Genomic DNA, 13,505 nt, shown 5'->3' with positions numbered 1-13,505 from the left:
CCTTAGTTGGTAATGATGCGGTTGCGCATGTTGTAACGAGCGGAGATGATGTGGTCCGTGTTGTCATCGCGCATGTTGTTGCGCGTGAGGTCGACGCGCAGCTGGATTGATTTCACCTCGTTGATATTCGTCGTTAAGTCGCCGAGAATATTGTAGTATTCGATTTTAATGCCGCTGATGTTATCCAGCATGACTTTTTTGCTGCTGGTTGTGTTGTTTACTCGAACCAATTCACCGGAGGAACTGAGGTAGGAGTAGGTGATGCGCTCCGTTCCAGATGTGCTATCGACATCAATGGTAAAGCTGTTATCAGCCGCAGTGATGACGTTTGAAGTCATGCGGATTTCACGTCCAAACCGCTCCAGGAAATACGTTCCGTCGCGATTCATATCAGCGTAATTGCCGAGGGAGACCGAGCTGCGCAGCATGAATACAAACGTGCTGACCAGGCCCGCCATGAGGAAGCCGAGCAGGGCCGTGGAAATCATGATTTCCATAATCGTGAACCCTTTGGTCCGCTTAGAAAACGCGCGTGTAGTAATCACTGAGGCCCTCCTTTCCATACCAGGTGATATACGAGAGTGAGTGCTCAGTGTTTTGGGAATCTTTCCACGTCGCAGTCAGCGTGATCAACTTCATGTTCGCTTTCGCATCTTCGATTGTTCGGGTGGCCACGAGATCGCGGATTCTGTCTTCACCCTGGGTGTAGTGAGCGGCAAATTTTGACGTTTTACCGGAGTCGGCGACCAGTGTTTCGACCTCTTCCCAACTCATGGATCGCATAGACTCCATCTCCGTTTGCAGGACTTGGGATATACGGGTGGCGTGGCGCGCATTTTCGATGCGGGTAAATCCATAACCCATGCATACAACGGAAGAGCCGATTACCATGCCGAGAATTACCATGGCGACAAGCACCTCGATAATTGTAGTTCCGGATCTTACCCGGATACCTTGTTTAAAACACAATTCAGCTGATTTCACAATCACGACATTATAGCAAAAATGACACTTGTTAGTAAGAGGCGAAGTGCTTGTTAAATACGCCCTATTGGGGGTTGGGGGTTTTTTCTTAGTCGCTGATTTTAAATTATTTGGATAATTTGTGGTTAAGTCTCCAAAGTGCTAATAGTTACGCAATGTAATGAGTCTATTTCCGGATTTGTTATTAGGTATGACTGGCCTTATTTGATATTTAAATGTAAATTTCTTTTACTTATTTCTCACAATTAGGAATGGGGTAAAGTCCTGCTGTAAATCTGTATTGCATTTGGGGAAATTAGAGGCGTCTGGCATCGCATGTGATAAAATGGGGCCAATTGGCATTATTGGCGTAGGGGCCGATTTGCGTGCCGTATGGAACTACCGGTTTTGGCCATTTTGAGGTATAATTGGTTTCAATGATCTTGCACAGTAAATGGCGCGTTGGTGTTACCCTGATCGAAGTCATGGTGGGGATGGTAATCATCTCCCTGGTCTTTCTATCCACCATGGCAACGCTATCCATCGGCTTTCGCGCTTCCGAAAATGCCCGTTTAAATGCTGATGCCCAATTTTGGCTTGAGTCCGAGTTGGAGTCCATTCGCTCGTTGGATTGGAGCGAGATTGAGGCGCTCCAGAGCAAATATGATCTCTACAAGGAGGAGGGCAAGGCTCTCTCCTTTACCAACAGTGGGACGGATCCCCGGCTAACCAGCTCGTTGGCAATTGCGGATAGAAACGGTCGCTCAGACCAAGTCGAAATCACACTGTCGGTCGCATGGACCGACAAGAAAGGTAAAACTCATGACGCCAACATGGTCACACTCGTCACGCAAAGTGGCGTCTCGGCATCGTAAGCAATCCGGTTTCACGCTCACGGAAGTCATGATTGCAGTTGCGATCGCGGCCTTCGTGCTCACCGGGGCGGTTTCGATGTTTATTCAGTTTTCAAAGACAAATCTCAGCATGGCGGCGCGGTCGGAGTTTGACCGGCAAATGCGCACGACGCTACAGCAGATGTCGTTGGACACCCGTATTGCCGCAACGGCGAGAGTGTCTGGCCACAGCCAGATTGCCTTAACCAAGCCTGGTGCTGGCAGCAGCGATATCGTTTACTACGTCTATAATTCAAAAACCCATGAGCTACAGCGCTCGGTTGGGGCGGGAAATTACCGGACATTGCTGGACAACGTTTCAAATTTCACCGTGAACCAATCCGGGGACACGGTCAGTTATTCCATCACTTTTAGTAAGGATGTGGGCGATCGTAACATCACCCTGGATCGCGACGTCACCTTCCGCATGAGGAATTAATACATGCAACTGCTAGCTCTACCAACCAAACGTCGCGGCTCGATGCTCATTGCCGCGATCATCTTTTCCATCGTCGCCTTCATCATGTTGGGGACTATGTTGCCAAGCTACCTCAATGACTATCGCACATCGATTCGTAACCGGCTGTATTCCTCTGCGTTTGCGCTGGCGGAAGCCGGTGGCGAGGAGGCAATTTGGTCCGCTTATCGCAATGGCTGGGAAGTCAGCGATTGGAAAAATGATGGCGACTGGACGGCCATTCAAGGACCGGATGGCGATACCTACTACGTGCGTCGTGTGGAGTTTAATGGTGTCGATCTGGGGGCGGGCTACACTGGCTACGCAAAGGTTGCTGTGCGCGAACCGGTGATCGGCCAGCCTTTGGAGGTCATGGCGCAAGGCATTGTCGTGGACCCTGTCGGCAATGACTACCTCAACCAAATCGTTCAGGTGAATACCGATCAGTTGAAGCCTTTCGTTGGCTTTATCGCCAAGGACTCTCTCGATTTGGGCAGTGGAACGATCATTGGTGCTACGAATTCCGATGACTACCCGAGCATCATTGATGCGCTCAACAACCGCGATAGCGATGGGGTGGTTGGATCTTTAAGCACGGATTCCAACTCCGTCAGCCTCAGCAGCTCCAATAAAAAGACTCAGGCGAATATGACGGCCTTCCTCATTGGTAATGTTTTAACCGGGGCCAACGTCTTCAGTGATGCGGTTTCGTATAACGGAACGATTAACAACCAGACCACGAATTACACCGCCAGCTTCCCGTCTGTGGATCACCCTGCCGCCAGTGGCAATAATGGCCCCGGCTTATTCTGAAATATTTGCTCCCATGAAATCTACCAAACTCAGCCGAATCCTTTCGGTCTTCATTCTCGCCGGTCTCGTTTCGGTATCGATCCCTTACGTCGAAGCCAAAAACGATAAAAGCAACGGCAATGGTAACGGCAACAGTGGGGGCAACGGCAATGGCAATGGCAGCGGCTCAGGCACCGGAGGTTCCGAAACGGGCGGTGGTGACACCGGAGGTTCCGATACGGGCACTGGCAGTTCCGGCGGCTCGGGCAACGACACAGGGGGATCAAGCTCCGGCGGGACGAATCAAGGCAACGGTTCCAGCTCTGGCAACGGCAACGGAAATGGCTCCGGCAATTCGGGCGGCTCGGGCACGGGTAGCTCCGGCAATTCTGATTCCGGTGGTACTGGCACGGGCGGTGGTTCCTCCGGCGGGGGCAGCTTGGGTGATACTCTGGGCGGCGTTATTGATGCGGTAACCAGCGGAGTCTATTCGAAAAAATCCGGAAATGGGGCCAATGCGGTGACGACGATTTATGCTGCAGGTACGCCGGATAATCCGAGCGTTATTCATTTCAGGGAAAATTTTTCGCTGCCGAATGCCGTCAAGATCGTGGGCCACGCGGTCATCGTTGCGGACCAAGGCTTTGATTTTCAGAACCGCGACATTCAAATATCGCCCAATTCTTCCCTGAAAATGTATGCGCAAGGTCCGCTATCGCTTCAGGGAAATGCGGATGTGAATACGTTGTCGGTCCCCTCCAATTTCTTGATTTACGGCACGGGTGGGGAAGGGCAGACGATTGGTTTGGGCGGGAATGCTGGGCTTTCGGCGGTTATTTATGCCCCGGATGCGGACTTCTCAATCAAGGGCACTTCCGGGATGTTTGGTGCCGTGATCGCCAATACCATCACGAACAACGGCCAAGGCTCAACGAATCACCTCTTTAATGGTCTCAACTACGACGAGGCTCTGCAGGATATGACGCTGGCCGATGATTCCATGTACATGGAAGACTACAACATTGTGAAGGCAAATGATAGCTTTGACGGCGACGCCAAGCTGGGCACCTACGAGGATTTCTTTTCCAAGTTTTAGGGAGAGTTTGGCTGTTTTTTCGCATTTTGGGACGATGCCGGTACGGTGGGCGTCGTTTTTTAATCTTTCTTTATCAATGGTTTCTTGCAGTGAAGCTAGATTTTCATTAAGCTTAGGGCCTCAGACCCGTTGTAATAGCAGGCAAATGAATATTCCTACTAGAGCTAAATGGCCCTGTGCTGGTATGACACTGGTAGAGGTCATGGTAGCCATGTCCCTTGTGGCCATGGTGATGGGCGCTGCCTTCGCAGCGCTTCGCCCGGCTATGCTCGCGTCGGAAAACAGTCGGCTAAACGTCACGGCCAACGAGATCTTACTCGCGGAAATGGAGCGTGTGCGCGGCATGGGCTGGGGCGAAGTCATTAAGCTCGAAAATGAGGGGCCGTTCCAAACGTCCGTTACCGATCCCCGCATCTCGACCGCAGTTTTCATTCAAGAACACAATAATCGCGAAGATCAGCTGGAGGTTATTCTCGAGGTCAACTGGTTAGACGCCAGCGGCAAGCAGCAGCAGGCACGTGTTGTCACTTTGGTCACCAAATACGGAATCAGTGCGTAACCACCCTACAGTTCGCCAACATCGACGCCAGGGCTTCACCATGGTGGAGCTGATGGTCGCCTCCAGTATCGCGCTGGTGGTCTTCGCGGTTGGGTTCACGGCGATGCTACGCTTCAGCCGTGTGCACTACAGCTTGGCGACGCAGGCGGATCTCGACCGCGATTTCCGCTATGCGATCAACTGGATCACTGATGACATCCGCGGTTTGCAGTCGATTGAGATCGAAGAATTAACCGATGAGGAGATCGAGAACGGCGAAATTCCGAAGGTCACCATTTTCCTGCCTTCCATTAGAAATGCCAACGGTGTTCAACCCGCCACGACGAAGGTTATTTACCTGGTTGGCGACGATCAGGTGCTGCGTCGCCAATACGCGGAGTTTTCCAGCAGCGGGCAGCTGTTGAATAACAAAAGCACGCGCTTGCTTGAGGGCGTGACCGACATGCAGTTCGATCGCGTTTTTGGCACGTCGTCTTTTGATCTGACGATTACCTCCAGTCGGCAGGCCGGTGGCCAAGCCTACGAGAAAAATCTTACTACCCGAGTTGCATCCCGAAACTGACCCATGATACCTAAGCCAAAGTTATTTGCCAGGATGGCCGCTTTCTACCGGAAGCGGGGCTCGGCACTAATTGCAGCTTTTCTCTTTTCCATGTTTGTATTCGTCGTCTTGGGCTCCCTGATGCCCATGGTGGTCAACGACTACGAATCCAGCGTTAACAATCGCCTCTACAACATGGCTTACGCTGCGGCTGAGGCTGGGGCGGACGAGGTGATGTGGTCGCTCAATAACAACCGGTTCGACGATAATAGCTGGTTGGACGAAGGCTGGACCGTTGGTGATGACTACTATGGCGACGAGTATTGGGTGCGCGAAATCCGCATGCCCGAAGACGACCAAATGAGCGCTGAAGACGTTTATGCGGGCAACAACCAGGCCGTCATTCGCGTGGTCGTCACCAAGCCTGATGAGAACTCGACGAGCCACCAATACGCTGTCTTTAGTAAGGCCGTGGTATCTGACACCCGCACTGGCCACAGCGCGGAGAAGGTCATTTCCTTTATCGCCGAGCTTAGCCCGCCGTTCCGCGGCGTCGTCGTAAAGAACGACCTCAATTATAACTCAATGTTGGACAGTTACGACTCATCATACGGTGCCTATGGTGTGCCGGCGACGAACAAGGAGCGCAATAACGCCACGGCTGGAACGGTCTCTGAATCCGAAGAAATGAAGATTTCTTTTGGCCCGCAAACGGATATTCGCGGCGACGTGCGAAGTGGCGCTGATGATGCTGTAAACGTTGATGCAAGCAAGGCGATCCAGATAACCGGCGGCATCTACGATGGTTTTAACGCAGAATTTCCAGTGATCACCTTACCTGATACTAGTGACACATCGATCTGGAAGAGTCGTTTATAATATAAACATCCGAATTTTCCCATGAACAAGCAAAAGCACAAATTTTCCGGCCGGGTCCTCGTCAAGCTCCTGCTGTTTCTTGGGTGCTTTATTTCTGTCGCCGCTTGGGCCGCGAAGGATGACAATCCAGGAAAGGGTCCCGTCAAGAAATTGATCGATGATGCGGCGGACGTGGTCATGGGCACCACGACCGATGTTGCAGAGACATTGAGTGGTATCACCATTGGCGGTACCTCCAGCTATCCGGAATATTACCACTTGAAAGAGGATGTCGATCTGGGCGATGTCACGTTCGACGGCCCTACGGTCATTGTTGCCGATCAAAACATCACCATCAGCGGTAATCCAGTCATCACGGTCAATGGCCGGGTGACGATATATTTCAATGGCGATTTTACCGTTAATGGCACGGCTTCGATCAACAACGAAGGTCGCCCCGCGAATCTTAAGCTCTATGCGACGCGTGAGTTCGATGAGGAGACCATGACCGACGAACTGCGCCAGAAAATCAGTTTAAATGGTGATGTCGACTTCGCGGGTGTCATCTATGCGCCCGAGGCGATGTTCGTCTCCAACGGCGGCGGCGGAAAAGGGGCGATGTATGGCGCTTTGCTTGCCTACAACGCCACCTTCAACGGCAAGCCAGGCCCATTCCACTACGACGAATCCCTGGCCAACGAAACGCTGCCAGACCAGCCGTTCAACACATCCGGCTATCGCCCGATTCGTGACCCGAATACGCAGCTTGTGGACAACGATCCCAACCTGGGCACCTACAACCAGTTTATCGACGGCTTCTTCGGCGGGTAAGCGAAGTTGTCTTTACGCCATGGCGGCAATGCTCAAGCCTGGTGTGTCGTCCTAGTAAAGCTTAAAAATTGCCTTGCTATGACAACGCCCCATGCCTTGGGTCACTCTATGTTTTCTTTCTTTCGTCAAAAGGACCTCTCCAAAGATGATTTTGCGGAGATGATGCGGAAGCGGTTCAACCAGGCGGTCGGCTCGGATTGCTTTCGTTATAATCAGAAAGATTTTACGTTAAACGACGGTAAGGACCGCTCGGTTTTCCTGGGTAATATTTACGGCCATTACCTCCAAAGTAAGGGGGCTGAGCGTAAAGCGCAGTTGGATCGGTTTGTGCAGGGCGTTGCGCAGGCGGGAGCCAATGAAATGCCGGAACGCTTTGAGGACGCCAAAGAAAATATCATACCTGTAGTCCGTGAGCGGATGATGTTTGAGGGCATCAAACTGCGCTCGAAGTTTCAAGACGCCAAGCAAGTCGCGTTTGAAAATTGGGTCGGAAATCTTTGCCTGGCGTTGGTTTACGATTCGCCGAACGCCATGGCGATGATCAATCAGGAGCAACTCGCGAATTGGGGCATGAACTATGAAGAGGGTTTATCGCTGGCGCGAAATAATTTAGGCCTCCTCACGAAACCGCAGTTTATTTCACCCACGGAAGGGGTTTACATCGCGGCTTGGGATGATGACTATGATTCCTCCCGCTTATTGTTAACGCACCTCTGGAACACGCTCGATGTTGCTGGAGATGTGGTCGTCATTTGCGCGAATCGCAATCGTGTCTTTGCAACTGGCGATGAATCCACCGAAGGGCTGCGCGCCATTCTCGCATTCACACAAAAGGCCCTGCAAGAACCGCGCGCGATGCGCCCACAGGCGATGGTATTGCGAAATGGGCAGTGGAGCCTATTTGAATACTCCGGTGAGGACGCCGAGTTGCGGGCGAACTTCGAGTTGCTGCATTTGCAAACTCAGGCGGGCGAATATGAGGAGCAGAAGGCAATGCTCGATGCGAAATTTGAAGAGGAGGGAACCGATTTGTTTGTCGCGTCATTCTACGCTAGCCGCAACCAGGAAACCGGTGAGTTGATGAACTACTGTGTTTGGACGATGGGCATCGAATGCCTGCTGCCTAAGTCAACGCAAGTCGCAGTGGTTGATCCAGAGCTTGGCCAAGAAAAGGGCATGCTTGGCATGACAACCTGGGAAGCGCTCGTGGAGGACCCGGGAGTCAGCTTCCAGCAGCATGAATCGCACTACCCACCGCGTTTTATTCCTTCAGGCCGCCCGACCGATGCGTTTCTGGCGAACTTAGCCAAATAGTTTACATCGGTTGTTTTTAAGCTCAGCCATGTGCTGAAATCCATCGTAGCGATATCATCGGCCGTAACGATCCCTCTCTTGATTAGGGTACTGACTACGGAATCTTAAAAGTGCTGTCGCTCGAATTCTTCAAATACGACATTCTTCCGCGAAGAAGCATCAAATGAATATGGTGGTGAACTGCGTAGGCACTCCAAAAAGGCACCCTCAAGGTCGTATAAATGGGGTTTCACTTTTTCCACTCTGTCGGCATTATTATATGTTTGCCACTCGGCAACCGGACACGCTCAGGAAATTGGTTTTTAACATAGGATTTCAGGCTGAGGGAAAATGACCCTGGGCAGGCCTTGGACAATTCTTTACTCTTTCTTCGGTATGGGAACGCAAAGCAGATCGTCTTAGATGGGCAAACTTCGCGGAACATTTTAACCGCTGGAAGCAAATCGCTGTCGCCGGTTATTAGGACTGCTGTATCCAGTTGATCTTGAACAGCCATACCTAGTACTTTGCAGGCTATGGCAACGTCAGTCTCCTTCTCTTCGTGGATGGCTTCGTAGCAGTCGAGGGACTTGATAAAGGTTTTGCGCTTACTGAATCGACCTCTATGAAATTTTACCCGTCGGGAGGCTGTCAGAGCGCGAACAAATAAGCGATGGCGCTTGGGCTTCTCTGGCGACTCTTCCGAGAGATGATCGGCGTAGGCTGAGAAATAGTGAACTCCAGCGAAAACCGCGTTCGGGGAGATCAAATGCAGCGTGGATTCACATAGACTTCCCAGGTCTAGCCATTTTAGCGGTCGGCTGTCCGTATCTTTTTCGGCATCGCTGATTGAATGATACAGATTAAATCCATCGACAAAGAAGACTGTCCGATTCGGAGAGGATGACATCAGTAGAAATAAAAATCCCCCAGACCGTAGCCTGGGGGGAGCCGTGAGGCCAACTCTCAAAGGAGTGGATTCCCACGGGGATGATGTTTAAATATCAGTCAAAACTTGTGATTCGTCAAGAACTGAAAAACGGTTATCCGTTTCACGTATCAATGCATTCATGGTGTTCAAGAGCGGGGCTTTTATGCATCTTAACTGCACAGGATTTTATTTGTGTTAGTATGCTGTTTGGTCAAAAGCACACAAGTCCTTCGTCCCAAAGTGGTGCCCGGGGCGGGACTCGAACCCGCACGCCCTTGCGGGCAAGGGATTTTAAGTCCCCAGTGTCTACCGATTCCACCACCCGGGCTTGGGCGCTGAGACTTCTCAGCGGGAAGGATGACGCAGTATGCTACGTTCCGGAGAGCAGTCGACAAGGGTAAATCGCAACGAATTAGCGCCGAGGCGATTGAGGCAAAAAATCTGGATCAGGCTTGCTTGTTTTCCGCCTTCAGCTCCTCGAGCTGGGGCTTGATAACGCGCTCGTAGTAGTCGGGATCAATGCCGTGGGAGACCTGGATGCCGAGGTGGCGCGACATGAATTGCTCGATCGTCTGCCAGCCTTCTTCGGGGAAGTTGATCTTCTTCGTGTAGCTGCAAATGGTTAGGATGTTTTCCAACGACTTGATACGGGAGGTGCTTTGCAGGATGCGTTCGGCTACGCGCAGGCGCATTTTCAGCTGTGTGCGGTCGAGCGGTTTGCTCAGGAAGTCGTCGACGCCGGCATCCATCGCGCGGACGTAGTTTTGCTCGTCGCCAACGTTGGCCGTGAGCATGATAAAGTAGGTGTAGTCCGACTCGGGGCGATTGCGAATGCGCTCCAGTAGGCCCAGGCCGTCGAGGCAGGGCATCAGCCAGTCGCTGACTACGATACGGGTCGGGCAGGTGTCGTAAATGCGCCAAGCTTCCTCACCATCGCTGGCAACGGCCACGTGGTAGCCCATTTGTTGAAGATTGGTCTTCAACAAATTCTGCGAAATGGCGTCGTCTTCTGCGATTAACACATTCATGTGCGGGCTAATCTTGCTCAGCGGCTACTGGATTGCACGAATATTTATCGGGGGTAAATTTGCGATTTTTCTAGGGTCAATTCGCCTCGCTGGTGGCTGATTTTAAGCAGTGCGCGGCGAAGGACTCGATCTTACTCCAGACGTTCGAAAGACCATTACGGCGGTTGGGGGTCAGGTGCTGCGTAATGCCGACTTCGGCGAGGAAGTCCGGCGGCAGGGCAATGATTTCTTCCGGTGGAAACCCGCTGTAGAGCTGGGTTAGAAGGCCTGCTACGCCCTTGGTGATCACGGCGTCTGAGTCGGTCTCAAAGTAGCATTTCCCGTCCTCAAAACGCGGCACGAGCCACAGCTGAGACTGGCAACCCTCAATACGGAAGGCTTCGACCTTAAATTCGTCTGCTAGGGGCTTTTGGCTCCGTGCGTTATCGATAATGTAAGCAAAACGCTCCTGCGGGTCCTCAATGATCGACAGGTCCTCGACGAGCTCGTCCCGTTTCTCTGCTAATGTCATTTGGTAAATGTTCGAAGGTTCGAAATGTTTGTAAGTTCGAAGGTTGCCAGGTTACTAGCTGCTCGGCGTTTATTCAACATTCGAACTGTTTGAGCCTTCAAACTTTACAAACCTTTACCCTAACACCATTCCGGCGGGTTTTGCAATTCCGGACGCAAAACGCCGATGCAAGGCAGGTTCCGGTAGCGCTCGGCGAAGTCCAAACCGTAGCCTACGACGAAGGCTTCCGGGATGGTAAAGCCGCTGTAGCTGGCGCGGTAGGTCTTGGTGCGTCGGCCTTCCTTGTCCAGCAGGATGCAGGTGCGCAGGCTGGCTGGCTTCATGGCGCGAAGCACGCTGACGAGTTTTTGCAGGGTGCTGCCGGTGTCGAGAATATCGTCGATGAGTAACACGTGTTCGCCCGCGATGTTGAGGCGAATATTGTCGATAATTTCGGGCTCGGAAACGGGTTGGGTGTCGTCGCGGTACGAGGACACGCGGATGCAGTCCAGTCGCGCATGCAGCTTGAGCTTGCGCATCAGGTCGGCCACGAACACGATGGAGCCGTTGGTCACGGCCACCACCACGATCTCCTCGATGTCTTTGCCAAGGTAGTGGTTGGTGATCTCTTCGCCGAGCTCCGCGATACGCTCTGCCAGCGCCTCCTCGCTAACGAGGATTTCGGCCAGGTCGTCCATTAGGCTAATTTGCGTCATTGCGTGAGCTTTCGGTAAGTCGATGGGAAACGTTTTTGTGCTTTCTTGAGCGATTTTTCAATGTCGTCGGTCAGGCGGGGCGCGCCGGGCAGTTGAGAGGCCTTGAGGAGCAGCTCCACGCAGCGCTTGTCGCGGTCGTCCAGATACCAGTCGCCCACATAATAGTAGATCGTGCGGCGGTAGTTGTCGTCATAGGTGTTGGCCGATTTTTGTAGATCGGTCAGCAGCCAATTGAAGTCCTCTTCGGCGACGTCGCCACGGCCGAGGAAGCCCGGGCTGCGGGAGGCGTTAATGCCACGGATCAGGCGTGTGTCGGGGTTATTCGGGTCGCTGGCAATGAGCTCGTCCAGGATCGTGTAGCCTTCCTCGACGTAGTCCAGCTTACTGAAAATGGAGACATACTGCGCCTTCATCACGGTGTTGCTGCCGAGCATGGCGCGGGTCTTCGCGTTGTTGGGATCGTCTTTGAGAATCTGCTTAAAAATGATGAGCGAGCGGTCCAGCGCCTCCTCGTCTTCCTCGTTCATGGCGACTTCGGTATAGGCGATGCCGAGGTCATAGCGCAGCTCCAGATTATCCGGATCGGCGGCGACGCGCTTTTCCAGGCCAGCGAGGCTCTGGTCGCCGTTGTCGGCCTTTAGCTCCCGATTGGCGTGCAGGGGGAGGGCGGCGAGAAGGGCCGCAAAAAACAGTCCGAGAAATCTAGCTTCTAACATGAATAAAACCTGACAGGGTGCCATTGGCCATCGTGGTGTCAATATGAACCGCACCGGAATGGCTTGTTCCACAGCGTTTTACGCGCCAGTTACGGCCACCACGGTAGCAATTGTGTGACGCAACTGCCATTTTCTCGCGTTTGTTTTGACAGTTGGCACCGCATTCGCTGAGTTGCCCGCATGATCGGGGTAAGTGTGCAGGGCGTCGTAAAGCGCTTTGGCGAGACGACAGCGCTCGCCGGTATTGACGTTGAAATCGCGCCCGGAGAGCTGTTCTTCCTCCTCGGCCCCAGCGGCTGCGGCAAGACCACGCTCCTGCGCTGCCTGGCGGGATTTTATATTCCCGAGGAGGGCAAAATCCTCTTTGGCGACGAAGATGTCACCAAGCGGGAACCCCATAAGCGCGGCACCGGCATGATGTTCCAGAGCTACGCGCTGTGGCCACACATGACTGTGCTGGACAACGTCGCCTTCGGCCTGGAGCAGCAAAAGGTCCCCAAGGCCGAACGCGCTCAACGTGCCCGCGAAGCCTTGGCCTCCGTCCAGATGGAGGAATACGCCGAGCGCAAGCCCAACGCGCTTTCCGGCGGGCAGCAGCAGCGCGTCGCACTGGCCCGCGCCCTCGTGATCCGCCCCAAGTGCCTTCTGCTCGACGAACCGCTTTCCAACCTCGACGCCAAGCTCCGCAACGACATGCGCCTGGAAATCCGCCGCATCTGCAAGGAGTATCAGCTGACCACGATTTACGTGACCCACGACCAAAAGGAGGCCCTCAGCATCGCCGACCGCATGGCGGTCTTCTCGCGCGGTGAGCTCCAGCAGGTCGGCAGCCCGGTAGACGTCTACCGCCGCCCGAAGAACCAGTTTGTAGCAGACTTCATTGGCGAGGCGAATTTCATCCCGGGCAAGCACAAGGCGACCGCCAATGGCCACGAGGTCATCGAAACCGCGATGGGCGAAATCCACGGCGCCGCGCCTGAGGGTGTCACGCTCAAGCCTGGCGACAGTGTGCAGGTAATGATTCGCCCCGAGATGCTTCAACTCCTCGACGACGCACCCGCGATTAATGGCATACCCGCGAAGATAGCCGGCCTGACTTACTACGGTGAGGTCGCGCACTATGACGTTGCCCCCACCGGCGGAGGCAAGTCGCTCCGCGTTTCCGAAATCAATCCACAGCACCTCGGCGGTGCCCGCGAAGGCCAAATCTACGCCACCGCCCGCCCGGAAGACGTGGTCATACTAACTAACTAACTAACTAATTTCTGATGAGTATTTCCCGCAGTGGCGCAGAGGCGCAGAGTTCGTTTTCAAAGGCTCCTCCGCGTCTCCGCGCCACTG

17 protein-coding genes and 1 tRNA gene are annotated in these 13,505 nt (G+C 53.3%); 10 read left to right on the top strand and 8 right to left on the bottom strand.

From position 1 onward, the window contains the following. Positions 1 to 2 precede the first annotated feature (2 nt). Positions 3 to 563, bottom strand: coding sequence for a PilW family protein (locus O3S85_RS06115; protein ID WP_269538927.1), 561 nt, complete (start codon positions 561 to 563; stop codon positions 3 to 5). Beyond that, positions 520 to 906: a hypothetical protein gene (locus O3S85_RS06110; RefSeq protein WP_269538926.1), complete on the bottom strand. Its 387-nt coding sequence runs from the start codon at positions 904 to 906 to the stop codon at positions 520 to 522. The genes O3S85_RS06115 and O3S85_RS06110 overlap by 44 nt, the downstream gene beginning before the upstream one ends. Positions 907 to 1,400: 494 nt before the next feature. On the opposite strand from O3S85_RS06110, the gene O3S85_RS06105 reads away from it, so the two are divergent. The 9 genes from O3S85_RS06105 (at position 1,401) to O3S85_RS06065 (ending at position 8,304) form a co-directional block, all read left to right on the top strand. Further along, positions 1,401 to 1,838, top strand: a complete 438-nt coding sequence (locus tag O3S85_RS06105; RefSeq protein ID WP_269538925.1) for a type IV pilus modification PilV family protein — start codon at positions 1,401 to 1,403, stop codon at positions 1,836 to 1,838. Next, positions 1,786 to 2,295: a prepilin-type N-terminal cleavage/methylation domain-containing protein gene (locus tag O3S85_RS06100; protein ID WP_425499846.1), complete on the top strand. Its 510-nt coding sequence runs from the start codon at positions 1,786 to 1,788 to the stop codon at positions 2,293 to 2,295. The genes O3S85_RS06105 and O3S85_RS06100 overlap by 53 nt, the downstream gene beginning before the upstream one ends. A gap of 3 nt (positions 2,296 to 2,298) precedes the next feature. Further along, complete coding sequence (locus tag O3S85_RS06095; protein ID WP_269538923.1) at positions 2,299 to 3,126, top strand: hypothetical protein; 828 nt, start codon at positions 2,299 to 2,301, stop codon at positions 3,124 to 3,126. A 13-nt stretch (positions 3,127 to 3,139) separates the two neighbouring features. Next, entirely contained in the window at positions 3,140 to 4,201 is a 1,062-nt protein-coding gene (locus tag O3S85_RS06090; RefSeq protein ID WP_269538922.1) for a DUF7305 domain-containing protein, read from the top strand. Positions 4,202 to 4,385: 184 nt separating this feature from the next. Then, positions 4,386 to 4,760: a PulJ/GspJ family protein gene (locus tag O3S85_RS06085; protein ID WP_269538921.1), complete on the top strand. Its 375-nt coding sequence runs from the start codon at positions 4,386 to 4,388 to the stop codon at positions 4,758 to 4,760. Continuing rightward, the gene (locus O3S85_RS06080) at positions 4,753 to 5,322 is read left to right on the top strand and encodes a PilW family protein (protein WP_269538920.1); all 570 of its coding nucleotides are present in this window, start codon (positions 4,753 to 4,755) and stop codon (positions 5,320 to 5,322) included. Before O3S85_RS06085 ends, O3S85_RS06080 begins: the two co-directional genes overlap by 8 nt. A gap of 90 nt (positions 5,323 to 5,412) precedes the next feature. Next, complete coding sequence (locus tag O3S85_RS06075) at positions 5,413 to 6,180, top strand: hypothetical protein (RefSeq protein WP_269538919.1); 768 nt, start codon at positions 5,413 to 5,415, stop codon at positions 6,178 to 6,180. Positions 6,181 to 6,201: 21 nt separating this feature from the next. Beyond that, on the top strand, positions 6,202 to 6,990 hold the full coding sequence (locus O3S85_RS06070; RefSeq protein ID WP_269538918.1) for a DUF7305 domain-containing protein: 789 nt from the start codon (positions 6,202 to 6,204) through the stop codon (positions 6,988 to 6,990). Positions 6,991 to 7,098: 108 nt separating this feature from the next. Then, complete coding sequence (locus tag O3S85_RS06065) at positions 7,099 to 8,304, top strand: DUF1444 domain-containing protein (protein WP_269538917.1); 1,206 nt, start codon at positions 7,099 to 7,101, stop codon at positions 8,302 to 8,304. 229 nt (positions 8,305 to 8,533) lie between these two features. Here O3S85_RS06065 and O3S85_RS06060 read toward each other — a convergent pair whose 3' ends face one another. From O3S85_RS06060 to O3S85_RS06035, 6 genes are all read right to left on the bottom strand, one after another. Then, positions 8,534 to 9,193 (bottom strand): NYN domain-containing protein, encoded by a 660-nt coding sequence (locus tag O3S85_RS06060; protein ID WP_269538916.1) that lies wholly within the window; start codon positions 9,191 to 9,193, stop codon positions 8,534 to 8,536. Between the two features lie 262 nt (positions 9,194 to 9,455). After that, positions 9,456 to 9,542, bottom strand: a tRNA-Leu gene (locus tag O3S85_RS06055). Positions 9,543 to 9,660: 118 nt separating this feature from the next. Beyond that, a complete protein-coding gene (locus O3S85_RS06050) occupies positions 9,661 to 10,242 on the bottom strand; it encodes a response regulator (RefSeq protein ID WP_269538915.1) in 582 nt (193 codons plus the stop codon). A gap of 76 nt (positions 10,243 to 10,318) precedes the next feature. Beyond that, positions 10,319 to 10,753 carry a SufE family protein gene (locus O3S85_RS06045; RefSeq protein WP_269538914.1) on the bottom strand — a complete coding sequence of 145 codons (435 nt, stop codon included), beginning with the start codon at positions 10,751 to 10,753 and terminating at the stop codon, positions 10,319 to 10,321. A 119-nt stretch (positions 10,754 to 10,872) separates the two neighbouring features. Further along, positions 10,873 to 11,448 (bottom strand): hypoxanthine phosphoribosyltransferase, encoded by a 576-nt coding sequence (hpt, locus tag O3S85_RS06040; RefSeq protein ID WP_269538913.1) that lies wholly within the window; start codon positions 11,446 to 11,448, stop codon positions 10,873 to 10,875. Continuing rightward, positions 11,445 to 12,164 (bottom strand): tetratricopeptide repeat protein, encoded by a 720-nt coding sequence (locus tag O3S85_RS06035; RefSeq protein ID WP_269538912.1) that lies wholly within the window; start codon positions 12,162 to 12,164, stop codon positions 11,445 to 11,447. The genes hpt and O3S85_RS06035 overlap by 4 nt, the downstream gene beginning before the upstream one ends. Positions 12,165 to 12,344: 180 nt before the next feature. On the opposite strand from O3S85_RS06035, the gene O3S85_RS06030 reads away from it, so the two are divergent. Next, positions 12,345 to 13,418, top strand: a complete 1,074-nt coding sequence (locus tag O3S85_RS06030; RefSeq protein WP_269538911.1) for an ABC transporter ATP-binding protein — start codon at positions 12,345 to 12,347, stop codon at positions 13,416 to 13,418. Positions 13,419 to 13,505: the final 87 nt, after the last annotated feature.

The organism is Cerasicoccus sp. TK19100, from assembly GCF_027257155.1.
In the GTDB taxonomy this organism is placed as follows: Bacteria; Verrucomicrobiota; Verrucomicrobiia; order Opitutales; family Cerasicoccaceae; genus Cerasicoccus; species Cerasicoccus fimbriatus.
This window is presented reverse-complemented; position numbering and strand designations above follow the sequence as displayed.